The sequence below is a fragment of the Mycobacterium senriense genome, from assembly GCF_019668465.1.
Taxonomy (GTDB): Bacteria; Actinomycetota; Actinomycetes; order Mycobacteriales; family Mycobacteriaceae; genus Mycobacterium; species Mycobacterium senriense.
The window spans coordinates 1,986,535-2,013,115 of sequence record NZ_AP024828.1; the positions used below are offsets into that span (position 1 = coordinate 1,986,535).

The 26,581-nt window shown below is 65.8% G+C and carries 23 protein-coding genes; 14 read left to right on the forward strand and 9 right to left on the reverse strand.

Annotated features, from left to right (window positions below):
- Positions 1-11: 11 nt before the first annotated feature.
- The 5 genes from MTY59_RS09470 to MTY59_RS09490 are packed head-to-tail and all read right to left on the reverse strand — an operon-like array spanning position 12 to position 5,982.
- Positions 12-818 (reverse strand): SDR family NAD(P)-dependent oxidoreductase, encoded by an 807-nt coding sequence (locus MTY59_RS09470; RefSeq protein WP_014941045.1) that lies wholly within the window; start codon positions 816-818, stop codon positions 12-14.
- Between the two features lie 8 nt (positions 819-826).
- Entirely contained in the window at positions 827-1,906 is a 1,080-nt protein-coding gene (locus MTY59_RS09475) for a phosphotransferase (protein WP_221045413.1), read from the reverse strand.
- Positions 1,903-3,384, reverse strand: coding sequence for an acyl-CoA reductase (locus tag MTY59_RS09480; RefSeq protein ID WP_221045414.1), 1,482 nt, complete (start codon positions 3,382-3,384; stop codon positions 1,903-1,905). Before MTY59_RS09480 ends, MTY59_RS09475 begins: the two co-directional genes overlap by 4 nt.
- Positions 3,385-3,394: 10 nt before the next feature.
- Entirely contained in the window at positions 3,395-4,873 is a 1,479-nt protein-coding gene (locus MTY59_RS09485) for a hypothetical protein (RefSeq protein ID WP_250160779.1), read from the reverse strand.
- Positions 4,810-5,982, reverse strand: a complete 1,173-nt coding sequence (locus MTY59_RS09490; RefSeq protein WP_221045415.1) for a TIGR03857 family LLM class F420-dependent oxidoreductase — start codon at positions 5,980-5,982, stop codon at positions 4,810-4,812. The genes MTY59_RS09485 and MTY59_RS09490 overlap by 64 nt, the downstream gene beginning before the upstream one ends.
- A gap of 81 nt (positions 5,983-6,063) precedes the next feature.
- On the opposite strand from MTY59_RS09490, the gene MTY59_RS09495 reads away from it, so the two are divergent.
- A complete protein-coding gene (locus MTY59_RS09495) occupies positions 6,064-6,729 on the forward strand; it encodes a TetR/AcrR family transcriptional regulator (protein WP_250160780.1) in 666 nt (221 codons plus the stop codon).
- A gap of 133 nt (positions 6,730-6,862) precedes the next feature.
- Here the strand turns inward: MTY59_RS09495 and MTY59_RS09500 are convergent, their stop codons facing one another.
- Positions 6,863-8,125 carry a cytochrome P450 gene (locus MTY59_RS09500; RefSeq protein ID WP_221045417.1) on the reverse strand — a complete coding sequence of 421 codons (1,263 nt, stop codon included), beginning with the start codon at positions 8,123-8,125 and terminating at the stop codon, positions 6,863-6,865.
- A 177-nt stretch (positions 8,126-8,302) separates the two neighbouring features.
- On the opposite strand from MTY59_RS09500, the gene MTY59_RS09505 reads away from it, so the two are divergent.
- Positions 8,303-9,838 carry an AMP-binding protein gene (locus MTY59_RS09505; protein ID WP_221045418.1) on the forward strand — a complete coding sequence of 512 codons (1,536 nt, stop codon included), beginning with the start codon at positions 8,303-8,305 and terminating at the stop codon, positions 9,836-9,838.
- A gap of 41 nt (positions 9,839-9,879) precedes the next feature.
- Here the strand turns inward: MTY59_RS09505 and MTY59_RS09510 are convergent, their stop codons facing one another.
- Positions 9,880-11,517, reverse strand: coding sequence for a phytoene desaturase family protein (locus tag MTY59_RS09510; protein WP_221045419.1), 1,638 nt, complete (start codon positions 11,515-11,517; stop codon positions 9,880-9,882).
- Positions 11,518-11,757: 240 nt separating this feature from the next.
- Here MTY59_RS09510 and MTY59_RS09515 point away from each other — a divergent pair, with 240 nt between their 5' ends.
- The 8 genes from MTY59_RS09515 (at position 11,758) to MTY59_RS09550 (ending at position 19,863) form a co-directional block, all read left to right on the forward strand.
- Positions 11,758-13,149: an aldehyde dehydrogenase family protein gene (locus tag MTY59_RS09515; RefSeq protein ID WP_250160781.1), complete on the forward strand. Its 1,392-nt coding sequence runs from the start codon at positions 11,758-11,760 to the stop codon at positions 13,147-13,149.
- A gap of 57 nt (positions 13,150-13,206) precedes the next feature.
- Positions 13,207-13,731 carry a pyridoxamine 5'-phosphate oxidase family protein gene (locus MTY59_RS09520; protein ID WP_221045421.1) on the forward strand — a complete coding sequence of 175 codons (525 nt, stop codon included), beginning with the start codon at positions 13,207-13,209 and terminating at the stop codon, positions 13,729-13,731.
- Between the two features lie 65 nt (positions 13,732-13,796).
- Positions 13,797-15,398: a class I adenylate-forming enzyme family protein gene (locus MTY59_RS09525; RefSeq protein WP_221046349.1), complete on the forward strand. Its 1,602-nt coding sequence runs from the start codon at positions 13,797-13,799 to the stop codon at positions 15,396-15,398.
- Entirely contained in the window at positions 15,382-15,813 is a 432-nt protein-coding gene (locus tag MTY59_RS09530; protein ID WP_250160782.1) for a nuclear transport factor 2 family protein, read from the forward strand. Before MTY59_RS09525 ends, MTY59_RS09530 begins: the two co-directional genes overlap by 17 nt.
- Positions 15,814-15,864: 51 nt before the next feature.
- Entirely contained in the window at positions 15,865-16,260 is a 396-nt protein-coding gene (locus MTY59_RS09535) for a limonene-1,2-epoxide hydrolase family protein (protein WP_085079860.1), read from the forward strand.
- Positions 16,261-16,268: 8 nt separating this feature from the next.
- Entirely contained in the window at positions 16,269-16,715 is a 447-nt protein-coding gene (locus MTY59_RS09540) for a limonene-1,2-epoxide hydrolase family protein (protein ID WP_221045422.1), read from the forward strand.
- Positions 16,712-17,941, forward strand: coding sequence for a cytochrome P450 (locus MTY59_RS09545; RefSeq protein ID WP_250160783.1), 1,230 nt, complete (start codon positions 16,712-16,714; stop codon positions 17,939-17,941). Before MTY59_RS09540 ends, MTY59_RS09545 begins: the two co-directional genes overlap by 4 nt.
- The gene (locus tag MTY59_RS09550; RefSeq protein WP_221045423.1) at positions 17,938-19,863 is read left to right on the forward strand and encodes an oxidoreductase; all 1,926 of its coding nucleotides are present in this window, start codon (positions 17,938-17,940) and stop codon (positions 19,861-19,863) included. The genes MTY59_RS09545 and MTY59_RS09550 overlap by 4 nt, the downstream gene beginning before the upstream one ends.
- A 9-nt stretch (positions 19,864-19,872) precedes the next feature.
- Here the strand turns inward: MTY59_RS09550 and MTY59_RS09555 are convergent, their stop codons facing one another.
- Positions 19,873-20,439, reverse strand: a complete 567-nt coding sequence (locus tag MTY59_RS09555; RefSeq protein WP_221045424.1) for a TetR/AcrR family transcriptional regulator — start codon at positions 20,437-20,439, stop codon at positions 19,873-19,875.
- Positions 20,440-20,603: 164 nt separating this feature from the next.
- Here MTY59_RS09555 and MTY59_RS09560 point away from each other — a divergent pair, with 164 nt between their 5' ends.
- On the forward strand, positions 20,604-21,467 hold the full coding sequence (locus MTY59_RS09560) for an SDR family oxidoreductase (RefSeq protein WP_221045425.1): 864 nt from the start codon (positions 20,604-20,606) through the stop codon (positions 21,465-21,467).
- A gap of 18 nt (positions 21,468-21,485) precedes the next feature.
- Complete coding sequence (locus MTY59_RS09565) at positions 21,486-23,183, forward strand: class I adenylate-forming enzyme family protein (RefSeq protein WP_221045426.1); 1,698 nt, start codon at positions 21,486-21,488, stop codon at positions 23,181-23,183.
- 34 nt (positions 23,184-23,217) lie between these two features.
- Here MTY59_RS09565 and MTY59_RS09570 read toward each other — a convergent pair whose 3' ends face one another.
- Positions 23,218-23,877, reverse strand: a complete 660-nt coding sequence (locus MTY59_RS09570; protein ID WP_221045427.1) for a TetR/AcrR family transcriptional regulator — start codon at positions 23,875-23,877, stop codon at positions 23,218-23,220.
- A gap of 122 nt (positions 23,878-23,999) precedes the next feature.
- Here MTY59_RS09570 and MTY59_RS09575 point away from each other — a divergent pair, with 122 nt between their 5' ends.
- Positions 24,000-25,100: a TIGR03857 family LLM class F420-dependent oxidoreductase gene (locus MTY59_RS09575; protein ID WP_221045428.1), complete on the forward strand. Its 1,101-nt coding sequence runs from the start codon at positions 24,000-24,002 to the stop codon at positions 25,098-25,100.
- 222 nt (positions 25,101-25,322) lie between these two features.
- Positions 25,323-26,537 carry a cytochrome P450 gene (locus MTY59_RS09580; RefSeq protein WP_221045429.1) on the forward strand — a complete coding sequence of 405 codons (1,215 nt, stop codon included), beginning with the start codon at positions 25,323-25,325 and terminating at the stop codon, positions 26,535-26,537.
- Positions 26,538-26,581: the final 44 nt, after the last annotated feature.

Consider the following 26,581-nt stretch of genomic DNA (forward strand, 5'->3'; position numbering starts at 1 on the left):
GGCGGTCGGAGTCAGTTCCCGTCGCCCATCATGCGGCCGACCAACGGCAACCACATTCGCCGCGGGGCGTGGCTACCCACCCAGGCGAAGGCGCGAACGCTTCGGCGCGGGATGACGACGCGTTTGCTCTGTGCGAGCGCCCGTAACCCGGCCTCGGCGATCTCGGCAGGCTCGGCCATCAACGCGCTCGGGGTGCGGCTCTCGGTGCCGAGCATCCCCGCCACCTCGGAGAACTCGGTTCGCACGCCACCGGGACACAACCCGGTGACCGTCACCCCGTGGCGCCCGAGCTCCCAGTGCAGCGCTTCGGCGAGCGAGGTCACCGCCGCCTTCGTCGCGGCGTACGCCCCGAAGTTCGGCATCGGCTGGTTGCCCGCCATCGATGAGACCAGCAGAATCGCCCCTTCACCCCGCGCCACCATCGCGGGAGCGAGCGCCCGGGTGAGCAGGAAAGTTCCCTCGACGTTGGTGCGGATCAGCTCCTGGATCCGCCCGGGGTCGGCGTCGATGAACGGTCCTCCCATCCCGAACCCGGCGCATGCCACCAGCACGTCGATCTCCAAACCGGACTGCGCCAGGTCCGCGAGCAGTCCGGCGCGGCCGTCGGGATCGCTGACATCGGCGGCGATCACCTCGATGCGGCGCCGGCCGCCGGCGGACAGCTCGCGGGCATACGCCGTCAGCCGATCACGCCGCCGCGCCACCAAGATGGCGTCATGGCCGCGCGCAACCAGGCCGCGCGCCAGTTCGGCGCCGATGCCTGAGGACGCACCGGTGATCAGCGCCGCCGCGCCGCTTCGGGGAGAGGGGATCGCCATCGTCTCGATCAGCTCAGTAGCAGCGCGTCCGCGCCGGTGTCGGCGACGATCGATGCCGAATTGGTGAACATCTGCGCCCACATCTGATCACCCCGCTCGGTCTGCTGCAGCGTCATCGACACCGCGATCGTCAGCAAGAACGGATACAGCGAGCTCACCCGGTAGCTGTCTTGGCACTGGGCGAAGGAAAAGTCGTCGACACCGGCCGCCCGCAGTCCGTCGTGATACAGGTGCAGCAGGCGGTCCTGGTGCGCCCGGCGCTCGTCGACGCCCAGGCACGACCCCAGGTAGATCGCCACGTCGAGCAGAGGTGGTCCGAGCCGGGCGCCTTGCCAATCGATCACTGAGACCGGTGGCGCCCCGCCGAGTCGGGCGAACATCATGTTGTCCAGCCGGTAGTCGCCGTGGGCTATCACGAACGGCGGACCCCACAGCCGCTGTGCACTGCCGGCCGCGGCGGGAGCCAGCCGCTTGGCCAACTCCAGATGAGTGGGGTCGACCCGGTTGTGGAATCGAGCGACGAACGCCTCGATCAAGGGTTCGACGGCGGCAAACAACAATTCGGTGCGCGCGAGGCCGGCCCACGGCAGCTCTGCCAGGCCCGGGTCGTTCCAGATCGGTGCCTGTAGCCCGGGCAGCGCTCCGATCGCCAGTTCGGCCTGTGTCAGGTTTCCGCCGCCGACCATGTCGCCGACGTCCGAGGTCGCCTGCAGATCTTCGAGCACCAGCGTGAACCGCCCGCTGGCCGGCTCGACGTCGCCCCAGTAGATGGCAGGTATCGCGGCACTGAGTCTGGGCGCAACCTGCTGATAGAAGCGAACCTCGGATTCGTAGATGCCCATCGCCGCACCCATCTGCCGCGAACTGGCATCTGCCGAGGGCAGTTTCACGATCAGCGAGGCCGGACCGGCGGCGCCACCGGCGTACCCCAACTGTGCGCGAGCAACGAACCCAGCCTGCCCGGTACCGATCACCCGGGCATCGACTGAGCCCACCGCGTCCTGCGCTCCGAGGGCGCCGTTGGTGCGCAACACCTGTGTGAACCATTGCGGGGTCAGCTCGTCGGTCGTGTCGACGATATGTGTCATCGGACTTCCTTACTGTCGGCGCCGGCCCACAGGGGTCGAACCACGTCGGGTTCGCACCGCTCGTCGACGATCCACTTCACCATTCGACGCATCGGCTCGATTCCGTCTTGTGGCAGCGACACGCTCGGGTCGGCCGCGTACCCCAGCGACACCAGGCGCTGAGCTCCGTGCAACGGAAGTTGCTCCCGCAGCTGAGCTTTGAGCGACTCGGGATAGATGCCAACGGTCTGGGTGTACGCGTTGATCCCGCGGATCGCGTCTGCCGGATCGTCGATGGGCACGATGTTGGCGACCCGCCCCGACAGCCGTCCCGAAAAATCGACCGGCTCATCGAGCTGCGACACGATGACGGCCCCCTTGCCGCCGCGGCCGCCGATGACCCGGTACCAGTCGGGGCTGGACCGCAGCGCGTCGATCTCGGCGACGAGTTCTGGATCCGACCATTTCGCAGGCGTGCTGAGGCGCTCCGGCAACCGCTGCAGTTGTGCATAGATCGCCTCGCCGAGCCGGTTGGCAAGCTCGAGACCGTCGGGATTGGTGCCGCTGGCTACGTAGACAACGCGCGCGTTGACGCACCCGAGCTGGTTGAGGGCACCGATGTCGGTGGCCGTACGCAACGCGACATCGACGAACGCCTCCTCGGACGCGAAAGCCTGCGGCCCGATGATCGTCGCGCTGCGTTTCGGATCGAGCGAGATCAGCTCGAGCCCCGGCTGGACATAGCGGAGCACATGGGTGACCGAGGCGAGCCCGCCCCAGGCGATGATCTTCTCAACGCCGGCGGGCTGGAAGAGCCGCTCCTCGAACCCGGTATCCCCACCCTTCCAGTACGCGACGGACAAATGACGGGTGATCGGGTGCGCCGGGTCGAGCTCGCGCATCGTGCGGGCGATCGCAAGCGCGGTCAGCGGATCGTTGGACGGGGTTTTGATGATCGCGTCCGAGCGCCCGACCGCGTTGCGGATGATGCTCAGCGCCGCGATCAGTGGGCTGTTGCCGGCGATGATGTGTACGGTGCGGGCGCCGAACGCCCGGACCGACGCCGTCCGGCCGTCGGCCATTACCCGAGGGACCCAGCCCTCGAGGTACGGGATCCCGATTGTGGTCTCGGCAAGTTCGCGCACCGCGGCGGCGCTGAACAGAGCCGGCAGCTGTTCGAACGATGAGCGGACCAGCGGAGGGGTCATGTCGGAGAACTGCGCGGAGAGCTCCAGCGCCTCTTGCATGTGGGTATTACGGGGCAGCGCCAGCGCGTCACCGAGGGCCGCCAGGTAGGAGACGATCTCGCTGAACGGCAGGTCCTGAACCTCGCGCAGCCGGCTGGGGTCCGACAGCTCCAAAGAACCCAGCAGGCGGTGCGGGTCCGGTGCCCGAAAGGTGGCGGTGCCGCCGCGGCCGCCGAATGTTACGAGGTCGTCGTCGATCAACTGCCCGCGGATGATCGCGGGTGCGGCGAATCCGGTCATGGTGTTTTTCATTGGCGGACGGTCACACGAGTTCGCCGGTGAGAAATTCCAGCGCCGCGCGGTGCGCGTCCTCAGCGGCGACGCAGGTGATTTTGTCGTCTCCGTTGTGTTTGTCGCTGTAGCGCTCGATGGTCGGCGCGGCGTGGGCGGTGGTCCGCCCACATCCGCATGGCTCGAAGCTGAGGGTGAACTCGTCGCCACTGACGAAACCGCCCCAGTAGGTGGCGGCGAGCAGATCGAATACCGCCATCCGCCCGGTGTGCTCGCCGGTCCGCGGGAACGGCAATCCGTCGACAGGATCGAGGACAAACGGGATGATCCACGGTTCGAAGTGGTAGCGGCCGCGTTCGCACATCTTGTTGAGCGCGGTGATCTCCGACATCACGTAGCTGTGCTGGATGTGTTCCACGCCGGAGAACCGCCGGACCGTCTCCTCCCAGTCATCGGGGACGACCTGGCCCTTGGCGCCACCGCCGGTGGTGATGAGCGAATCGGAGGCGAACACGTTCTCCAGGCCGGCGTCGAGGCCGGCCTTGGAGATGTTGTACAGCACGTTCCAGGTGGCCAGCATCCAGATCCGCCGTCCGCGCATATCCCGGCTGATCTCGTTGATGAACTTCGGCAGCGATTCCGCCATCTCGCGCTGCTCGCGTTCGAACTCCTCCCGCCGCGCCCGCAACGCGGGGCTGATCTCGAGCTTGGCGAGCTCGCCGCGGGCCGCGGCGGCGCGTACCCGTCCGGCGAGATAGGCCGCGTCCGAGCTCATGCGCCCCGGGCGCAGCGCATGCAGCCGGTCCTCCGAACCGAGCAGGTGGGGAAGGGCCATGCCGGGAAAGCGGGTGATCGCGCTGCGGCCCGAGCGCCACAGCGGCCAGATCAGCTCGAACCATTCGCCGTCGTGTCGGCCCCCCACGCCGAGCGGGTCACTGTATTGGAACAGCCCGCACCGCGACGCCCGGCCCATCTGATCCCACTCGTGTGTCGAGCGCGGCAGAAACGACATCGTCCCCGTGGTGCCCGAGGAGTGCACGGCCCGCAGTGGCGTGGCTGCCTCCAGTGTGTCGAGCCAGGCATCGATCGTCTCGCAGTCCGAGACGTCGACGCTGGCGAGGTCGATCGTGGTCAGCCGATCAAGCCAGCGGGTGAGTTCGGTGAACCGACTCCGCACCAGCAGCGTGGCCGGGTAGGACTTGTACACCGAATGCTGGAACAGCAGCGGGACAACGTCATTGAGCTGACCGACCGTGTCGATCCCGGCTTCGTCGGCGAGCCGGGTGAGCGTCGCAACGGTGTGACGGAGCTCGCCGAAGCGCAGCTGCAGTGCCTCCAGCTGCAGAGCAGCGAGCTCGTCGACCGGCACATGCTGCATCGCGTGCCATGAATGGCCGAAGAACTCGGCCGGCGCGTTGGCGAACTGCCGGGCGTCCGCCGCGACGGTCACGACCCGTCGGCCCGAGAGCTCGCCGCGACCGATGTCGTCGCTTGTGGTCGCTCCCGCCATGCCGCGAGCAGCGCCGCGTTCTGCCGGGGAGTGGACCCGTATGTGGTGACCTCGTCGGCGCCGGCGTCGATGAAACGCTGCAGCGACGTTACGCATTCGGAGACGGTGCCGACCGCGCTGCAGTCGGTGATCCAGCTCGATGGCAGCACCGATGCCGGCCCCAGCATCTCGTGCCGGTGAAACGTCAGGTCCGCGGCGCGGTTGAGGTTGTGGAACTGCTCGTGGTTGCGCATGCGGTTGACGGTCTCCAGATCCCAGTGGTTCGCGGTGGCCAGGACGTCGCCGTACAGCGGGTATTGGAGATAGGTCACCAGTCGCCCGGCCGAGATGGACTTGGTCTCGATCTCGTCCATGTCTGGGGCGGTCACCACCGGGGCGACGATGTGAATTTCTGCGGGGTCGCGACCAATCCGCTCGCACGCGGTGCGAATGCGCTGGACCGCGTCGGCGACGGCGTCAGGGGTCAGCATGGGCGGCAGGATGACCCCGTCGAACGCCTCGGCCGCAGCCGCCGCCCCGCGTTCGTGGCAGAAGCCCGCAATCCAGATCGGCGGTTGCGGTCCGTGATAGGTCTCGGCGAAAGTCAACGCGGTGAACGAACCGAGCTGACCGGTGTAGGACACCGACTCGCCCGCCCACAGCCGCCGGGTGATCTTCGCGCTTTCCACCATCGCCTTGGTCGTGGTCACCGGGATGCCCATGCCGCGGAACGCACCGGCCTCACCGCGGCCGAGCCCGAGCACGAAACGCGGACCAAAACACGAGTGCATCGTGGCCCCGAGTGCGGCCGGCATCCAGGGATGTCGCGTGGTCGGCACGATGATCCCGGTGACCAGCTCGAGGCGGGTCGTCAGCGCACCGATGCCAGCGAGGATGACGTCGGCTTCCTTCAGATCCCATCGTTCGGAGATGAAGACGCGTCGAAAGCCGATCTGCTCGGCGTCGACCCCATCCTGGATGCCCTGAGCCGGGGTCCGGCCTTCGGTCTCGCGCTCGAACTTGCTCCCATCCGAACTCACCGCGCCGGCGATGATGAAGGCGCTGAAATCGTCTGTCACAGGCGGGAGTTCGACGCTGCCGAGCTGTCCCTTATCTGCGGTAACGGTCATCGGTCCGGACTCCTCGCTGAGTATTGAAGGTATTACCGTACGGTGTACGGAATTTCTGTCTCGGACCGTACTGTGTACGGTGTGGGAGTGTCAAGAGAGTCGACGACCCTGGCCGCGAAGCGAGGGCCGCGTCCCCGGCTCAGCCGCGACGAGGTCCTGTCGGCGGCGCTACGGGTCATCGACTCGGTCCCGCCTAGCGCCTTCACGATGCGTCGGGTCGCCGATGATCTCGGCGTCGGGGTCATGACCCTGTACGGATACGTACGCAGCAAAGAAGAAATTCTGGAAGGCCTTGTTGCGCAGCTCATGTCAGACCCCCTTCCCACCGCGGGGACGGCTCCGGCCTGGGATGAGTGCCTGCGGGCCGAGGCGCGCCATCTGCACGGTGTCGGCCGCCGCCACCCGAACCTGGTGATCCTCGTGCTGGGTCAGCATTCGGCGACCCCCGGCTTGTTTCGTCTGCGTGAGCGGATGCTGACCGCCCTGCTGGATGCCGGCTTTACCGAGGTGACCGCGCTGCACGCCCTTGGCGTGCTGTGTAACTACGCGCTCGGCTTCGCGGGAGCGCAGGCGGCGGCGGCGCCGATCGACTTGCCGGAGCGCATCCGAGAGCTGCCCGAGACCGAGTTCCCCAGCCTGTCCGGCCTGGCCACGGACTACGCCATCCACCTGGACGACGAGGCCTTCACCTTCGGTCTTGAACTGCTGATGGCCGGTTTGCAGGCGGAACTCGCCAAGGACGGATGACGCTGAGCGGCGGTCGACGGCGCTGAGGCGCGGCCACTGCCATCCGCGCGGCGCGCAGAGCGAGTTCGACCGGAGTGTCATCGCCGACCCGACGTTAGATCGGGAATAGCGTGCGCCGTCGGGGCACCGACGATCAGCCTCGTCCCACGACCTCGGGTTCCAGCCGAATCGGCAGCGCCTCGGCGTAGCCGCTCAGTACCCGTGGTCCCGGTGTGAATGTTGCCGGCATCGCGAGGTAGCCGTTGACCAGCGGAATCGTCGGATAGTGCCGGACCCGTTCCCGATCGATGCGGTAGTCCGGCAACCGGCGCAACACCTCCTCGAGGAGGATGGCGATCTCCACTGGAGCCAAAAACGCGCCGAGGCAGCGGTGCATGCCGAACCCGAATGCCAGGTGCGTGCTGCCACGGTCGCGGTCGAAATTGATCCGCTCCGGATCGGTGAAGGTGGCGGGATCGGCATTCGCCGAACCAAGTGCGAGCCATACCCGGTCGCCCGGTTCGAGGTGCTGGCCGTTGATGTCGACCGGGCGGGCGACCGTGCGGGCGACTCCGGGACCGGGCGTGAAATAGCGCAGCATCTCGTCGATCGCTGCGGGAATCAGCCCGGGGTCCGCTTGTAACCTAGCCCGCTCGTCGGGATGCTCGTCCAAGTAGAGGAACATGCTGGCGATCAGCGCAGTGGAGGTGTCAACACCCCCGTTGAGCAACATGAACACCATCTCGGTGACGGTTTCGTCGTCGATGGGCACGCCCTCGACCTCGGCATTGAGCAGCGCCTCGGTGAGATTGGTCGCCGGGGTGTGCGCCGTCGCGCGTCGCGCCTTGACGGTGGCGCGCAAGTCGTCCAGCAGCCCGGCGAGGTCGCGCGCAGAGCCCGGCTCACGGTAGACGGCCTTGTGCAGAATTGTCGCGTAGTCACTCCATTTCTCCAGCGACAAGCCGAAGTAGTCGAGCGAGACCATCGCGGGCAGCGGGTTGGCGATGTCGTCGACGAAATCGATCTGACCGGCCTCGATCACCCGGTCGACGATCCAGGACACGATCTCCTGCATGCGGGGCCGGTACCTCTCCACGGCCTTGCGTGACAGCCACGGTGCCAGCACTTGCCGATAGGCCTGTGACTGCGGAGGATCCATCTCCATCATGCCCATCCGGACCGGGTTGGTCGGCACTGTCACCCCGCCCTTGACGACGGTGTCACCAAATGTCAGGTCGCGCCCGCAGACGAAAGTGTCGGACTCCCGCAACACCCGCTTCGCATCGTCGTAGCGGGTGAGGACATAAAAGCCCCCGTGCTGGTCGCTGTGCGCCACCGGGCATTCGTTGCGCATGCTGGCGTAAATCTCTCGCCAGTTCTGCGCAAAATCCTCGGAATGGTGGTCGAACTGCGTCATGGTGATCTCCGGTTATCGACAGGGCCTCTTCGTCCGGCGCCATTGGGATGGACGATACCGATCAGCGTTTGGTAAAACAACATTGCCCTGCCCGCCGTGCGGCTTCGGATGTGAGCATGCGCGCCATTTACTACCATTCATACGTCGTTTGGTAACTCCGTTGCGATTGGAGCAAAATTGGCCTTCTTCGCCACCGACTGGGTGCATTACCACGCGCAGCACCGCCCGGATGCGCTCGCGCTCGGCTGCGCCGAAGACGGAATCCGAACGACGTGGGCCGAACTCGAGCAACGGGTGGCAGGCCTTGCCGCCACGCTGCGCGGACTCGGCGCCGGTCACGGTGACCGGGTTGCGCTGATCGCCGAGAATCATCCCCGGGTGTTCGAGGTGCAATTCGCGTGCATGCGCCTCGGGGCGCTGTTCGTCCCACTCAACTGGCGCCTGCATACCGCTGAGATCCAAGAGATATGTCAGGACGCTCAGCCACGCATCATTGTTTACGACGGTGTCTGGGCAGAGGTCGCTCTCGAGGTCGCCACCAAGGCAGGGATCCCGCGCCAGCTCTCCTGGGATTGCCCGCAAGGCCCTATCGACTATGAAGATGCGATCTGGACAGCCAGGCCGTTGCGGGCGACGGGTGAGATCACGATGGATGACCCGACCCACATCCTCTATACGTCGGGCACCACGGGAAAGCCGAAGGGTGCCATCTCGACCAACTCGACTTTGGTGTGGCAGGCCCTCAGCGCCGCGCACACCACCGGCTTCTCACAACCCGGCTGCCACCATCTCAACCCGATGCCGTTGTTCCACGCCGGGGGACTGAACGTGATGGCCAATCCGATTCTTTACTTCGGCGGGGCAGTGGCGACGATGGCGCGCTTCGACCCCGAGCAGGTGCTGCAGCAGATGCTGAGCCGGCAGCCGCCGATCACGCATTTCGCCGCGATTCCACTGATGTACCAGCGCATCGCCGACCTGCCCGGTTTCTCGAGTGCGAACCTGTCGCACCTTCGGCACGGGGTGATCGCCGGGGCGGTCGCCGGACCGGAGCTGCTACAGCGGTGGGCCGACCACGGTTTTCCGCTTCAGCCCCAGTACGGTGGCACCGAGATGGGGCCGATGGCAACGGTTTTGGACAACGAAAGGGCGAACATCGGCGTCGCCAAGAAGGGGTCGACGGGCCGCGCGGCACCACACACCCAGATCAGGTTGGTCGATTCCGCCGGCCGTGACGTCGAAACCGGGGTGACGGGCGAAATCTGGTTGCGCGGTCCGAGCATCACCGTCGGCTACTGGGGGCAGGACAAGGCCGCATACTTCACTGAGGACGGCTGGTTCAAGACGGGCGACGCCGCCTACCGGGACGTCGACGGCTTCTACTACCCGTCGGGACGCACCAAGGAGATGTTCAAATCAGGCGGCGAGAACGTCTACCCGGCCGAGGTCGAACAGGTGCTCGCTCTGCATCCGCACGTCCACGACGTCGCCGTTGTCGGCGTCACCGACGCGACGTGGGGCGAAGTCGGGCTGGCGGTCGTGGTACCGGCCCCGGGCACGGCAGTGACCCTCGACGAGCTCAACGTCTTTGCCGCGCAGCGCTTGGCGCGCTACAAGCTGCCCAAGCGACTGTCGGTGGTAGATCAGTTGCCACGCAACGTGACCGGCAAGGTGTCCAGGGCGCAGCTCAAGTTGGACTACGGCAGCAATTGAGAGTCGCCCGGCCGCTCCAGCGCTCGTGCCGACGGCCGACGTCAGGTCGCGTGCTCTGCCAGCCGTGCGTTGTCCGACGTGCGTGTTCTCCCTTTGCGCAGGTCGCGCAGCAGGGTGCGGGCAGCTTGCTGACCGGGCAGGCCGGATACCGAGGGCCCCGGATGGGTGCCGCCGCCGCTGAGATATAGGCCCGGCACCGGTGTCCGGTAGCCCCCGAAACCCCACGCCGGCCGGAATGGGCCGAGGTGCATCATGGTCATGTCGACGTGGTAGACGTTGCCGGTGGGCACGCTGGTTCGTGCCATCATCTCCGGTGGTGACTCGACCCAGCGGGCGACCTCCAAAGACTCGAAGCCGTCCAGGTAACTCATTGCGTGTTCGACCAGAGCCTTCTCCGTGGCGGCCTTCATGTCGTCCCACCCTTCGGCGGGTTCCAACGGCACCCATCCTGACCACAGGCTCAGACAGTCTTGGCCGGCGGGTGCCAGAGTTGAGTCCATCGCGGTGTTGATCATGCTCGCGTAGGGCAGTGGGTTGGGCAGTCGGCCGCTGCCGGCGTCGGTGATCGCCCGGCAGATATCGTCGATGCTTCCCACGACGTGGGTGGGCAGCCGTAGATCGAGTCCGTCGGTGCGCGCGGCGTCGTGCCGCTTCAACCGCAGCTTGCCGCGAAAAGCGACCTGAATCTTGAAGTGTGCGCAGTTGCCGCTACGCGTCGGTATGTGTGCAGCGCGCGCGGCCATGCGTTCTGACAATGCACCGTCCGGTAGCCATTTGTTCAACACCTGTGTCGGCTCGGTCGCCGTCAGCACGGTGCGGGCGCGCAGCTCCGCACCCGTGGTCAGCCGCACGCCGGCGATGTGACCGCCGTCGACCAGCAGTCCTTGGACGCGGGCCGACGTCTGGACCCGGCCGCCGGCCGCGACCAGGGAACGTTCGAGCGCTCGGGGCAGCATGCCCATCCCGCCGCGCGGGCGTGCCATGCCGACACGCATGATCAGTGGGACGATCAGCAAGTTGATCCCGGTGTGCTCCATGGTAATCGGCGAACCGAAGTTGGCGAGCTGAGCCAGGCCGCTTTGCACTATCGGATGTTCGAACCGCTCCTGAATCGCCTGGGCGGCCGAGACGGTGGCCAACGAGGCGAGGGTGGGGATACCCCGTGGGCGGCGCAGCTTGCGCGCGGCGCGCAGCACGCTGCCCAGATCGGGCCGGGTCGGATTGGTCGCCATCAGTTCGATCGCGGCATCCGATATCGGCATCAGCTGCTCGATGAGCTGTTCGAACGTTCGGGCGTCGCGCCGGGAGAAATGTGCTACCTCTGCCACGGTGCGACCGACGTCGCGCCAGAACGCGAGCGACCCGCCGTCGGGGGCGAGCGCTACGTACGGGGGATCGACGTCGATCTCGTGGTAGCCGTACCGGGCGAGCTCGAGATCCCTGGGAACCGTCGAGGCTCGAAGCGATATGACGTCGTCTGCGCAGGGGCTGAACCAGTGCTCGGGCGCCTCGGGGATCAGGATCTCCGTGGTCGTACAGCCCCCGAGCACATCGCGACTTTCCAGCACCAGGACGTCCAGCCCGGCTCGAGCCAGATAGCACGCGGCTACCAGCCCATTGTGGCCGCCGCCGACAACGAGGACATCCGCGTCGCGCTCTCTGGACAAGGGTCCGCTCACTGACTGTCTCCTCACCCGATGTGTTCGAGCAGCGTGCTGGGGGCCGAGGTTATCAAACAACGTTAGGCTACTCAATGCCGTTCGATGCGGGAAGTGATACGGACGACGCCGATGCTTTCGGCCTAAACCAATCGGTGTTAGCTTTACACCCTGTGACTGCGGTCACCTGGCGCCCCAGCCGGGCCGCATCGACTGCCTGCTACCTCACTCGAGAAAGAGAAGGCGAGAACTATGGTCGCGATGACGATTAACGGGAACAAAGTCCACGCGCAGGCGACCTTTGACGTGATCAATCCCGCGACGGGCGACGTGGTGGGTCAAGCGCCGGAGTGCTCCGTGGAGCAACTCAATGACACGCTGGAAGGTGCGCAAGCCGCCGGGCGGTCGTGGCGGCTGGACGAAGCCGAGCGACGCAAAGCGCTACTGCGGCTGGCGGACGCGATCGCCGCTGCCCACAGCGAACTCGCGACCACGCTGACCGCGGAGACGGGCAAGCCCGCCCCGCTGTCCGCCAGTGAGGTGCAGATCTGCGTCGCGTGGTTGCAGGTGTTCGCCCAGATGGAAATCCCGCGGCGGATCCTGCAGGACGACAGCAGCGCGCTCATCGAAGTCGCGCAGCGGCCCATCGGTGTTGTCGGCGCGATCACACCGTGGAATTTCCCGCTGGGTCTGGCGATGTGGAAGATCGCGCCGGCGCTGTTGGCCGGCAACACCGTCGTCGTCAAGCCCTCACCCTTCACCCCGATGGCAACCCTGCTGCTGGGCGAGATCATGGGCGAGGTATTGCCGCCCGGCGTGCTGAACGTGATCTCGGGTGGAGACGATTTGGGACGGGCGCTGGTAGCGCATCCGATTCCCCGCAAAATCACCTTCACCGGTTCGATCGCCGGCGGCAAGAATGTCGCCGTCGCGGCCGGCGCCGACCTCAAGCGGCTGACATTGGAACTCGGCGGCAATGACGCCGCAATCCTGTTGCCCGACGCCGATCTGGCTTCGGTGATCCCGGCGCTGCTCGGCGTGGCTTTCTTCAATACCGGCCAGGCGTGCGCCCTGCCCAAGCGAATCTACGTGCCAGACGGGGTGTACGCCGAGGCGATCGAGGCCTTCGGAGCCGCGGCATCGGCGATCGCGGTCGGTGACCCGACCGATGCGGCGACGCAAATGGGTCCGCTGTCCACCCGACCGCAATTCGAACGCGTCAAAGGCCTGGCGCAGGACGCCGTGGCAAACGGTGCCCGGGTCGTCGCCGGTGGCGACGCGATCGACGGGCCGGGCTACTACTTCAAGCCCACCATCCTCGCCGATGTCGCCGAGGGTGTCGCGGTCGTCGATGAGGAGCAGTTCGGTCCGGTGCTGCCGATCCTGCGCTATTCGCGGGTGGACGAAGCGGTCGAGCGGGCCAACGCGACGATGTACGGCCTGTGCGGTTCGGTGTGGGGCTCCGATGAAGTGGCGGCGCGTGAGGTGGCCGAACGCCTCGAGTGCGGTACAGCCTTCGTCAACACCCACGCGGCGCTGCTGCCGACGGTGCCGTTCGGTGGCGCCAAATGGAGCGGCATCGGTGTGGAGAACGGGGTCGACGGGCTGCTGGCGTTCACCGAGCCTCAAGTGGTGCATACCGCACGGGCCTGACGTCACGTCGGACGTGTCACGAAACCTGTTGAGCCGCCGCATGGAAGGACATGCTCGATGACCCGAAGTTCCTCGCCGCCCTCACGTGGCGACGTTCAGGTTGACTCGCTCGCTGATGCCCGCGCGTTCACACTCAGCGACGAGGAAGTCGCGCAACTGCTGGCAGAGCAATTCGAGTGCACCTTCTGCTGGACGAACCGCGCTGGCGACCCGGTCGCGCTGACTGAGGCGTTCATCCACGCTGAAGGCGCAATTTGGCTGTGCGCCGAGGAATCCCGCGTTCGCGTCAAAGCGATCATGCGCGATCCCCGCTCGTGCGTGGTCATCTCTTCGATGGGCACCTCGATGGGTCATTCGAAGTCGTTGTCCTTCAAGGGAATTAGCGAGGTCGTCCGGGACCGCGAACGCATTCTGTGGTTCCTGGCCGAGATCGCCCGGCGCTACGACCCGCACGACGAGCAGGCGCAGCAGGCCCATGCTCGCGCAGCCGATCACCCGGGGCGCGTCGTGATCAAGTTCGTGCCCACCGTGCGGACCAATGCCTTCGATGGCCATCGGGCACGTAGGAGAAGGGCGGGCTGACGAAACATGCATTGTCCGTGCATCGTTGCCACGACGCCGGCTTCAGACGGTCGTGCCTGGTGACAATGCCGTCGAGGACTTTCCAATTTCCGGTATCGGATTGGGTCGCGCACCACGCTTCGGTTCGGCCGCACGCCATCGCGCTGGCCAGCGCCGACACCGGCGAGCAGGTGAGTTGGACCCAGCTGGAGCAGCGAGTGGGCTTGGCCGCTGCCGCGCTGCTGGCACATGGACTGCGGCCGGGAGACCGGATCGCTGTCGTCGCCGACAACGCGCCACGGGCCTTCGTGCTGCAGTTCGCCGCGATGCGGGCGGGTGTGGTCATGGTGCCGCTGAACTGGCGGCTGGTCACCGCAGAGATGCGGCACCAGTGCATCGACGCCGCCGTGTCCGCACTGACCCACGACGCAACCTGGGCCGAACCCGCGCGCGACGTGGCCGACGCCGCGGGCGTGCAGACCATTCTCGAGCTGGAGACATTGACCAGCGCCGAGCCAGGGAATGGACTCGTTCCGCTGCCGCCGCAACCCCATGACCCTGACGCCATCACGCACATCCTCTACACGTCCGGCACCACCGGTACGCCGAAGGGAGCGTTGGTCTCGCACGCATCGATGATGTGGAATGCCTTCAACATCCTCACCGCGGCTCAGGTCGCGGCCCCGGATGTGAACATGCTCAACCCAATGCCGTTGTTCCATGCCGGCGGGTTGAACGTGCTGGCCAACCCGATACTGATGCATGGCGGGCAGGTCACCACGATGGCGCGCTGGAACCCGGCGGCAATCCTGGCTTACATCGGCGAGCAGACCAACGGGGTGACCCATCTGACCACCGCGCCGTCGCTGCTTCAGACCCTCGTCGACGATCCGACGTTCGGCACCACCGACTTCGGCACGATGCGCAAGATCGTCCTGGGCGGCGGTACCACCACCCCGCAGCTGCTGCGGGCCTTCGCTGCCAAGGGTGTCGCGCTGCACCCGCAGTACGGCGGCACCGAGACTGGCCCGGCCGCGCTGGTGCTCGAGGAGGGACTGGAGCGGGCGTTGTCGGGGACGTGCGGCAAGCCGGTGCTGCATACCGCGGTGCGGTTGGTCGATCCCGACACGTTGACCGATGTCGCCGACGACGTGGTCGGCGAGGTGTGGCTGAAGGGGCCGGCGGTCACGCCTGGCTACTGGAACCTGCCCAACGAACAGTATTTCGTGGACGGCTGGTTTCGCACCGGCGACGCGGCCCGCCGCGATGCCGACGGCTATTTCTATATCGCCGGTCGCTATAAGGACATGTACAAATCCGGTGGCGAGAACGTCTATGCGGCCGAAGTCGAAAACGTTCTCATCGACCTGCCCGAAGTCGCCGAGGTGGCGATCATCGGTGTCCCCGACGCGAAGTGGGGCGAGGTAGGCCTGGCGGTCGTGGTGGCGAGCCCGGGCGCCGACGTGACCCTCGACGCTCTGCACTCTGCGTGCGCGGGCCGCATCGCCCGCTACAAGTACCCCAAACACCTTGACGTCGTCGCGGCGCTGCCCCGCAACGCCACCGGAAAGGTGGCCAAGGCGGCGCTGCGTGAGCACTACCACTCGGCTACGGCAACGCCCCCGCCAACCGACCACGAATCCCTGGTCACTCACCAGAAGGAGAGCCACGATGTCAGTCGCCGCTAATCGAGACATGCTGACCCGCTATTGGAATGCGTTCGCCGCCAAGGATGTTCCAGCGGCGCTGGCGTGCTTCACCGACGACATCAGCTACGAGGACCTCGCTGTCCAGCAGATCCACCGGGGAAAAGATTCGGTGCAGGCTTTCTGGGACCTCTACTTCGAGGCGGCGGGCGACTCCTTCAATGCGGTGCAGGAGAGCCTCGTGGTCGACGAGGACAGCTACAGCTTCGAGTGGACCGTGTCCGGTGTGATCGACGGCAGCTTCGGCGTTTTCACCGGACAGGGCCAGCAGTTCACCATCCGTGGGATTTCGACCGGTGTCATCCGCGGTGAGTTGATCGCGCAGAACCGCGACTACTGGAATCTGGCCGATGTGCTGCGCCAGATCGGCGTCTCGGAGGTTCCCGCGCTCGTCTAGCGCGGCGCGTTATTCCACCGATCGGCTTACGACAACGAAGGAGGCGGACACATGCTTGACGAAGAACGCCACACGCGGGACATGATCGCGCTGTGGGAATCAGGGGTGGACGGCATCATCGATGCGTTCAAGCGGTATTGCGCCCCCGACGTGAAGTGGATCAATACCGGCATTCCCAGCGTCGAAGGCCTTGAAGCGTGCATCGAACTGCTGACTGCGCAAGCGCAGGCTTGGAAATTCAGCAGCACCAGGGTGGACGTCCGTTCCCTGCTGGCCACGCCGGGCCTGGTGATGGTCGAGCGGATAGACCGGGTGTTTGACGCCGACGGAGAGGAGATATTCGCCGCTCCCGTGGTCGGTGTCCTCGAATGGGCGGACGGCAAGATCACCCAGTGGCGCGACTACTTCGATCCGGGACCGCTGCTGGCCGTCGGCCAGCTCGATTGAGGCGGCCGATGATGACCCATGAGGAACGGATCGTGCGACACATCCTCGAGATGTGGGGACCGGGTGTCGAAGGAGTCAAGGAATCGTTCCGCCGGTACGGCACGGACGACTTGGTCTGGTGGAACAGCGGCCGTGGTGCCCTGACGGGTCTCGATGAGTGCCTGAAGGGTCTCGACGAGATGTTCGACGTTCTCGAGATCGCGACGGTCGAGTGCCCGATCCGGACCTTGCTCGCAACCTCGGGCCGAGTGGTAGTGGAGAGGTCGGACAACCTGTACCGCGCCGACGGCACGGTGATCGTGGAAATTCCGGTTACGGGAGTTCTCGAATTCGACGCAAACAAGGTCACCACTTGGCGCGATTACTGCGACGACTGGATTTCAAAGCTCAAGCTCGGCCAACCCGTCGTGTCAGCACCCACCGCGGCCGGGACGAGGCACGGGGTTTCCGAATGAGGGAGTCGGGGAGATCACCGGACACTAGGCCGACGTCCACCGGATTCGACCACGGCGATCCGGAATTGCCACCGCGGATGTACCAGACTCTCGCGGATCTCCGGAGTCGCTGCCCGGTCGGCTGGAGCGACAACTATGGCGGGTTCTGGACGCTGACCCGTTACGACGACGTTGTCGACGCCGCACGCGATCACTCGGTATTCACGACAACGCAGGGGATCATGATCCCGCCGACCGGGGCATCGATGCGCCTGGTACCGGCCGAGTTTGATCCGCCCGAGCATTCCGCGTACCGCAAGATGGTCATGCCGTTCTTCACGAACAAGGCCGTCGCGCTGAACCACGGTGCTATCCGGGAGCTGGTGCGGGAGTGCTTCGACAAGTTCGTCGCGGACGGCCACGCGGACCTGGTGTCAGCTGTCTCCGACCCGGTACCGCCCGCGGTACTGGCGCACTATCTCGGCTTGGACCGCAATCGAGCCGACGAGATGCGCCGGCTGATGATGGAGTACCTCTCGTCGGCCAAGGTGAGTCTCGACGAAAAGATGGCCAGCGCCAAACGGTTCGAGGCCTTCGTCCAACGCGAGATCGACGAGAGAATCGACAAGCCCGGCGACGACACTCTGAGCAAGATCATCGGTGTGGCGTTGTCTGGCGAGAACGGCGACCCGCTTGAGCCCGCCGCGATCCTGGGAATGGTTCGCCTGATCATCTCTGCCGGCCACGAGACGACGGTGCACGGTATCAGCAGCCTCTGTTACCGGATCCTGGCCGAGCCGGGCCTGCGGGACCGGCTGCTGGCTGACCCGTCTCTGCGTCATGTGGCTATCGCCGAGGCCCTGCGACTCGATGCGCCCGTCATGCACATGGCCAGGACGGTGGTGGCCGACCATGAGAAGCGCGGGCAACACCTACACAGCGGCGACAAGGTGATGCTCTGTTTCGGCGCAGCCAACCGTGACGACGAGGTGTTTCCGGAGCCGCACACGTTCAGCTTGGATCGGCCGCGCTCGCCGTCGGACGTGACGTTCGGCACCGGCCGGCATCGCTGTCTGGGCGAACACCTCGCGGTGGCCGAACTTTCCGCGGTGGTCGACGAGTTGTTGAGCAGGTTGCCCGACGCCCGGATCGCTCCGGGCGCCGAGATTCGCTGGACGGGAGGCGGCAACACCCGGGGCGTCGAGTCACTGCCGATCGTGTTCACACCGGAGAAGACCGGTTCGTGACTGGTTTTCCTACGCTGCTGTCCCCGCTTCAGGTCGGGACGGTGGAGTTGCGCAACCGCGTCGTTATGACCGCCACGAGCATCAGCGAACCCTGGCGGAACCCGTTGCTGCCTGCCGACTCGTACATCGAGTTCGCCCGGCAACGAGCTGCGGGCGGCCTAGGGCTGCTGATTGCCCACCCGTTTTACGTCAACCCATTCGGCGAATACCCGGCCGAGCTCCAGGACCGGCACGCGCGCCTGGCCGAGGCGGTGCACCGGGAGGGCACGCCGCTGATCGTGCAGCTGGTGCACTTCGGCGCCACGTTCCGCACCGACAACGATGTCTCCCGGCCGGCGTTGTGGGGGTTCGACCACACCCAGACGCCCGAGGGCGAGCCGGTGCACAAGATGACCGGCGCAGAGATCGAGCAGGTCCTCGACGCCTATCGACGCGCGGCGCGGCTTGTCGCACAGGCGGGGTGCGACGGGGTGGAACTCCACGGCGGGCACGGGTATTTGATTCAGCAGTCCCTGACACCGTGGAACAATTCACGGAAGGACGAATGGGGGCCGTCCGACAGCGGCGATCGGACCCGTTTCGCCCGCTGCCTCATCGATCAGGTCCGCGCCGAAATCGGTGCAAACCGCATTCTCGGCTATCGAACCCCGACCGACGACCTACGGCCAGCCGACGACGGAGGGCAAGGCCCTCGAGGTATCGCAGGAAATCTGCAACGCCTGCTCGACACCGGCGAGATCGATGTGCTCAACACCACCGTCGGCTACGGGGGCCCGAGCTACGACCGTGCGATCCCGAACTACCGGCAGCCCGAGGGCGCCAACATCCGCTATCTGCGGCGGCTGCGCGAATCTCTGAACACCACCGTGCCGATGATCGGGACCGGGCGGATCGCTTCTGCCGGTACCGCCGAGGCGCTGCTGACTCAGGGGGAGTGTGAGTTGGTCGCCATGACCCGCGCATACATCGCCGAGCCCGCGCTGATACGCAAGCTCGAGTCCGGGCAGGGGCATCGGATCCGTCCCTGTGTCGCGGCGAACGTCTGCGTTGACCGCAAGCTCGCCGGTTCCCCGACCACAAGCTGCTTTCACAATCCGGCGGTGCTGCGCGAGGAGGAGCTCCGCATCCGGCCCGCTACGGACCGCAAGCAGGTCTTGGTCGTCGGCGCCGGTCCGGCGGGTCTCAAATCCGCCGAGATCGCCGCGCAGCGCGGGCATCAAGTTCGCATTCTCGACGCCGGAACACGCACCGGCGGTCGGCTGCGCGCCGTCGAACTCACCGCGGCAGCCGACCTGGCCAGCTCGCTGGACCATCTGGTAAACGAACTCGCCGAAGCACAGGTCAAAGTCGAGCTCGGCGTGGAGGTCACCGCAGCCATGCTCGCCGACCTCGCGCCGGATCACGTCGTTCTGGCAACGGGGGCGACGTTCGCGCCGGACCTGGTCGGCGCCGAACACATGATCAGCACCGCTGCGGCGCTCTCCGGCAGCGTGCACGACGACGTCCTTGTCTACGACACGCTCGGCACCAACGAAGCGGCGCTGGTCGCCGAGGCGCTGGCCGCCGACGGCAGGTCCGTCACCTTTGTCACCTGCTATGAGACGGTGATGCCCTTCGGCGGAACTCTGCATCGCTTCGAAGCCCCCCGTACCTGGCACCGCCGGCTGAAACGCATCATCACCCAGGGCATTCTCGGCGACCTGGAGGACGGCGTGGCCACCATCGTCCGGCCGGACGGCGAGACGATCGATGAGCTGGCCGTCGGATCGGTGGTCGCCGCAGTGCCGATGCAGCCGGCGCTCAGTCTTCTTCCAGTCGTACAGGCGCTCAGCATTCCCCACTCGGTGGTCGGAGACGCCGTAGCACCGCGAACCGCCTTCGACAGCTTCAAGGAAGCCCATCAGGCCGCGCTGGCGATATGAGCGCGTCGCTCAGTTGCGCGGCACCGAAGAAAATCGGTCGGCGTCCAAGGCGTCGAGCAACTGGCTGACAATCCACTCGAGCGCGGCGGGGTCGGGAGGCAAGGTGGCCTGCTCGTAGCCCACCAGCAGGTAGACCGCCCAGTCGGCGAACAATTGCGCCTGCCGATCGTTACGCAGAATCTCGAATGCGCACTCTCGAAGAATCTGGTGACGCTCTTTGTCGACAGCGGCTTGTACCGCATATACGTGGGCATCCACGCTGCTCCACGCGCGGATAGCCGCCTCAGCGCCGTGGGGCAAATTCAGGCCGATGTCGATGATGCGGTCGATGCGTCGGCGTGGATCGGGTTCGGTCCGGATCCACTCCACCAACCGAACAGTGTTTACCTGGCGCCAGTGCTCGACCAGTTCGCGGGTGTAGGCGGGCCAGTTTTCGAAGTAGTGATAGAAGGAACCGGTGCTGATCCCGAGCCGTTGACACACCTCGGCCAACTTCAGCCCGCCGTAACCCAGGTCGGAGAGGACGTCGAGACCCGTGTCGAAGTAGGCCCCTCGGGAGACGCCGTTCGCCATCATTGGGACTTTAGTCGGCTGCAGCGTCGCGGGATGCGTGGGCGTGCGCAAGGGATTCGAAACCGCCAGATCTTCGCGACTCTGCCCGACGCCGGTTGACTCGAGTGAAAATTTGAATCTAAATTAAACCAAGCTGTCAGCGTCTGAGACCGACTGGAGGATCATAAGTGCCCGGATTGCAGGACAAGGTTGTCATCGTCACCGGGGCCGGCGGGGGCCTTGGTCGGTCCTATGCGCACTTTCTGGCCGGCAACGGAGCGCTCGTCGTCGTCAATGACCTCGGCGGGGCAAGGGACGGCTCCGGATCGGGAACCAGCATGGCGGACAAGGTCGTAGACGAGATTGTCGGTGCCGGTGGCCGTGCGGTCGCCGACTATTCCAGTGTGGCCACCCGGGAAGGGGCCGAGGCGATCGTTGCGACCGCGATCGATAACTTCGGGGCTGTGCACGGTGTGGTGAGCAACGCGGGAATCCTGCGCGACGGCGCGTTTCACAAGATGACCGATGAGAACTGGGACGCGGTCATTCAAGTGCACCTCTACGGCGGCTATTACGTCACCCGTGCGGCGTGGCCGCACATGCGCGAGCAGAAGTTCGGCCGCGTCGTCATGACGACGTCGACAAGCGGGCTCTACGGCAATTTCGGTCAGGCCAACTATGGCGCCGCCAAGCTCGGACTGGTCGGCTTGCTCAACACCCTGGCGATCGAAGGCGCCAAGTACGGGATCACCGCGAACGGGGTCGCGCCGATGGCTGCCACTCGGATGACCGCCGATATCGCACCCCAGGAGGTGCTCGACAAGCTGAACCCCGACCACGTCGCGCCGGCCGTCGGTTACCTGGTTTCAGAAGAGAACCAGGAATCCGGTTCGGTTTTCGTCGTCGGCGGCGGCCTGGTGCAGCGCGTCGCGCAGTTCCAAAACGACGGCGTCACATTCGGCACACCGCCGACTCTGGACGAAATAACCAAGCGCTGGGCCGAAATCAGCGACATGTCTCATGCAAAACTCGGCACCAACCCGGTGGGGTAGGCAAGCGGCCGACATGGTGTGGGTAAGTCGTTGACCGCGAGCATCGCTGCGCGACGGGACCTGCTTCGCGCGCGATTCCCCGTTTGGCGATCTCACACCCTATCCGAGTGGCTTGATTGGTGCGCTGCGCAGTACGGCGAGCGGTCCTTGGTGCTCACCGACGACGCAGAACTCAGTTACGTTGCGGTGGCGGCAGAGTCACGCCGGCTCGCCGACGGCCTCGCGGCACTCGGTGTCCGCGCGGGCGATCGGGTCGGCATGGTGATGGCCAATTACCCAGAGTTTGTGACGGTCAAGTTCGCTATCGCTCGGGTCGGAGCCATCGCCGTTCCGGTCAACTTCTTCTACCAGCAGGACGAATTGCGCTTTGTCCTCAATGACGCCGGGTGCCGCGTGCTAGTCACCATGACCGGCTTCCGTGGCCTCGACTATCAGTCGATGCTGGACGAGATCATGCCCGGCTGGGATTCACCGCGGTCCGTTTTCGCGCTCGATGTAGTGCTGCTCGACAACGACGGCCGGGCACGCCGCGGCTGCCTGACGGTGCCCGGACTCGGTGAGCTCGGCGACGAGAACCGCGGTGCTGCCAACGATTTGGCGGCCCACCCCACCGACCCCGGAGACATGCTGTACACCTCGGGTACGACGGGCTCACCCAAAGGCGTACTGGTCACCCACGACGCGGTGTTGCGTACCGCCTATGCGTCGGCATTGACACGAGCCTACGAGGACGGGCGGCGCATTCTGTTCTCGTTGCCTTGCTATCACATGTTCGGTTACATCGAAGGCTTGCTCTCGGCGATGTTCGCCGGTGGTGCGGTCGTTCTGCAGCCCACGTTCAGTCCCGAAGGGTACTTCGCCGGTGTCGACCGGCACCGCGCCAGTGACATCCTGTGCGTGCCGACCATGGCGGTCGCGTTGGTCGAGAGTGCCGCACGCCGCGATTACGACCTCACCTCCCTGCGGGCGATGCTCTGCGGGTCGGCCCCTGCGCCTATCTGGTTGTGGCGCAACGTCGAAGACCGTCTCGGTGTCAGCGAGATCGTCACCGGCTACGGGATGACCGAGTGCGGCGGGGCGATGACGTTGACACGACCCGAAGACCCGTTGGAATTCACCGCCGAAACCGCCGGGAAGGCGAAAATGGCCGGTGCCGCGTCTATTCCAGGCACCGACGCTCTGGTGCATTACGCGACAGTGCATCCCGAGACGCATAAAGATCTGCCGCCCGGCGAGGAAGGCGAGTTGGTGTCGTCCGGGCCGACGGTGATGCTCGGGTATTGGAATCGTCCACAGGAGACCGCCGCGACGCTGCGGCAGGGGCGGTTGTTCTCCGGAGACCTTGGACGGGTGCGGGCCGACGGCTACCTGCAGGTGACCGGTCGGAGCCGCGAGTTGTACAAGAGCGGAGGCGAACTGGTGATGCCCAAGGAGATCGAGGATCTGCTGGCATCCCACGACGAGATCAGCCAGGCCTTCGCTGTTGGCATGGTCGACGACCGCTGGGGTGAGGCCGGCTGGGTGGTCGTCGTTCCGGCGCCGGACGCGACAATTACCGAAAACGATGTCCTCGACCTCTGCCGAGACAATCTGGCGCGGTTCAAGGTGCCCAAGCGGGTGGTGTTCTACCGCGCCGAGGACCTGCCGCTCACACCGACCGGAAAAGTCCGCAAACACAAGCTGATCGAACAGCTCAGTTCCGCGATCAATCGTTGAGGCAGTGACGATTTGGGTTGCCCGGTCGTGTCGGCTACCCGACTCGACGCCGTGGGCCCGGCGCCTGACGCCGCAGGGCGTCGATGATGCATCCGAGCCCGACGCGAAAGTTTTCTGGAGTATCGAGACCCTCCCCCGCGGAGACCGACAATAGAGCCGAAAAACGTTCCGGCTCCTCGGCGAGGCGACCGAAACGGCGTGCGCGGACATCCGGGGCGCGGCGATGCGCAGCACGCCGGTGCGCGTAGCCGGTGGCGAAGGCACTCAGTGTCGCCAGTCCACTTCTGACCGCGCCGTCGTCGAATCCCGCGGACCTCAAGGCTCGGGCGATGCGTTCCATCGCGTCCAACACCGCGGCGGCGTCGATCGGTTGAACTGCCAGAATCTCCGCTAGCTGTGGGTGCGCGTCGAATGCCGCCGCGACGGTCAGCACGACCCGTTCGATCGCTTCATCCCAGGGCAGGTCGTCCGTGGACGGCAGTTCGACGTCGGCGAGATAGGCATCCACGACAGCGTGCAACAGCTCCTCTTTCGTGGCGACGTGCCGGTACAGCGACATCGGCGCCGCTCCGCAGGCACGGGCAAGTTTGCGCATGGTCAACGTGTCGACGCCGTCGGATTCGATCAGCGCGATGGCGCTCGCGATCACGGTTCGACGGGTGAGTTGGCCTCCACCTTTCAGCGATGCCGGCATCTGCAAATTGTCGCACTGCAGCGTTGCGTACAAGTACTCTTACTGTTATTGATTGAAAGATGCCGATGGTCAATGGGATTGATCACGGCTGCACGCGCCGACGTCACCGAGGAGCACAGCACATGGATACCGTGGATCACGACCCGAGCGGCCAACTCGCGCCGGTCGTCGACGACCTCAGCATCTACCTCATCTGCGGGCGGGTGACCACCAAGCGGGAGCGCGGCTTCACCCACATCAGCACCGCGCTGACGGATGCGCAGGCCGCCGAGCGCCTCGGCTTTCGCCGTGGCTGGCTCAGTGAACGTTTCGACCTCAAGGACTCCGGCGCCATTCTCGGCGGGATCGCTGCGCGCACAACACGTTTCGGCGTGGGCACCGGGGTGTGGTCGGCGTCCTCGCGCCACCCCATGGTGGCAGCGAGCTTCGGCGCAACGATGAACGCCCTCTACGGGCCGCGGTTCGTGCTCGGACTTGGGCGCGGCGTGCCGCTACCGGACATGCCGGAACTGTCCTACGACCACTTCGTTCATTACGCCGAGACCGTCAAAGCACTCTGGCAAGGCGGCTTGGTCGACTACAACGGCACCCAACTGCGGACCATCGATGTGCTGGGTGATGTTCCCAAGCCCGAGGTCTGGGCGTGCGGGTACGGCCGACCGAAGTTCGCCAAGGCCGTCGCCCACGACGCGTTCGACGCCGTGATGCTCTATCCCTTCCTCACCGTCGATGCGGTGCACACGGTGGTGGAGCGGCTGCGCAATGCCTGCGCCGACCGCAATCGCGACCCGGCCTCGCTGCGTATCTGCCACCCGATCGTGGTGGCCGCCGAGCTGGACGAGTTCAGCACGCGCGCCTACGCGGACGCACGTGCGGTCACCTACCTCGAGTGGCCCGGGCACGGCGAGGCGCTGACCAACTCCAACGGCTGGGACCCGTCGGTGCTGGGCAAGTTGCGGACGCACAAACAGCTGATGGGTAAGAACGCCGATCAGGATTTCCACCGTGCCGAGTTGATGGAGCCGGCACGGCTCGTGCCCGACGAGTGGATGGCCGAGTCGTGTGCGATCGGTTCCGTCGAGCACTGTGCCGACCGGCTCGCCGAGTACCGGGCGGCGGGGGTCGACGAGATCGCGATCTACGGCAGCACGCCGGCCGAGAATGCCGAGCTCATCCGGTGTTGGCGTGAACGCGCGGCCCGGCCGGCCTCGGTAGGGGTCTGACTGCCGCCGAGCGCGGATGGCGTTTCCCGTGTCGTGACAGTCGAAGCAAGGCGCGCCGACGGCCGAGACTTGCTCGCGGTAGCCAATCATCGTTAGATTAATGGCGACTGTGATCTGGACTACTCCGAAGCTGGGAGAGCCGGATCGCTGCGGGCGGTCGGCGTGCTCATCGCTGGCCGCACAATGCTGCACCAGCAGCACGGCGAGAGGGGCCCCGTTTCCATGACCGACACGGCGAATAGCGATGCCGAACTCGCGTCAGTGCTGACCGAAACTGAGATAGCCGGCCTATTACCGGATTTCGATTTCTTCGACAAAGAGCACGCGGACCGATCAGTACAGATTCTGGGCTACGCGCGCCGGCACCGTCCGGTCCCACACACCTCGGCCAACGGCGGCTACCACATCGTCACCCGCTACGACGACGTCCGGCGCGTGCTGACCGACTCCGAGACCTTCTCCTCCACGGAATACACCAACATCTCCGGCAATGGCGGGGTACCACTGCCCCCGCTGGATACCGATCCGCCACTGCAGCACGGCTTTCGCCAGTTGCTCAATCCGTTCTTTCACCCCAAACGGCTCGCCGCCAGCGACGAGCGCGTCCGCGAGATCGCTCGCTGCGCCATGGACACCTGGGTCGGGTCGGGCCGATGCGAAGCAATGCAGGATTTCGCCGGACCGTTTGTCACCAACGTCCTGGCGTCGGTGATCTTCGAAGACGACGACGGCGAGCTCTTCCGCAACGCCGCGGAGTGCAACGAGCGCTTCATCACCGGCGACACCCAGGGTGTCTTGGACTTCTACCAGCTGATGGTGCAATTCGTCGAGAAACGCGCGGCGAGTTCGCGGCCGGGAGCCATCGTCGACGCCGTCACGACGGGAACGGTGCTGGGCCGCCCGTTGACCGATGCCGAACAAATCGGCGTCGTGCAGGTGCTGTTCGTCGGCGGTCTGGACACCACCAAGGTCGCGATCGGCGACATGGTGCTCCAGCTGGCCACCGACCCCTCGTTCGAGGAGCTGGTGCGCAAGCCGGGCTGGGAACGCACGATCCTGGATGAGTTCCTGCGGTACACCTCGCCGGTCAATGCGATGGGACGCATCGTGACCCGCGACGTGGAGCTCAACGGCACTCAGCTGCACGCCGGCGACCGGGTGCTGGTGCACTTCGGCAGCGCAAACCGTGACGCCGACGTTTTCGACCATGCCGACGAACTCGACTACACCCGAGAACGCAACCCGCATGTCGGTTTCGGTATGGGCGTGCACCGCTGCATCGGCATGCACCTGGCCCGCCAGCAGATTCGCATCGCCATCGACACGCTCCTGGAACGGATCACCAACCTGCGGCTTGCTCCGGGGGCCGAGATCGCGCGACGGCCCGGGATGAGCCGCGTCCTGTACGCCTTGCCGATCGAATTCGACATCCGGTAGATCCGCGACTTCTGCGCGCTCCCTTACTTTTCAGTCACGAAGGA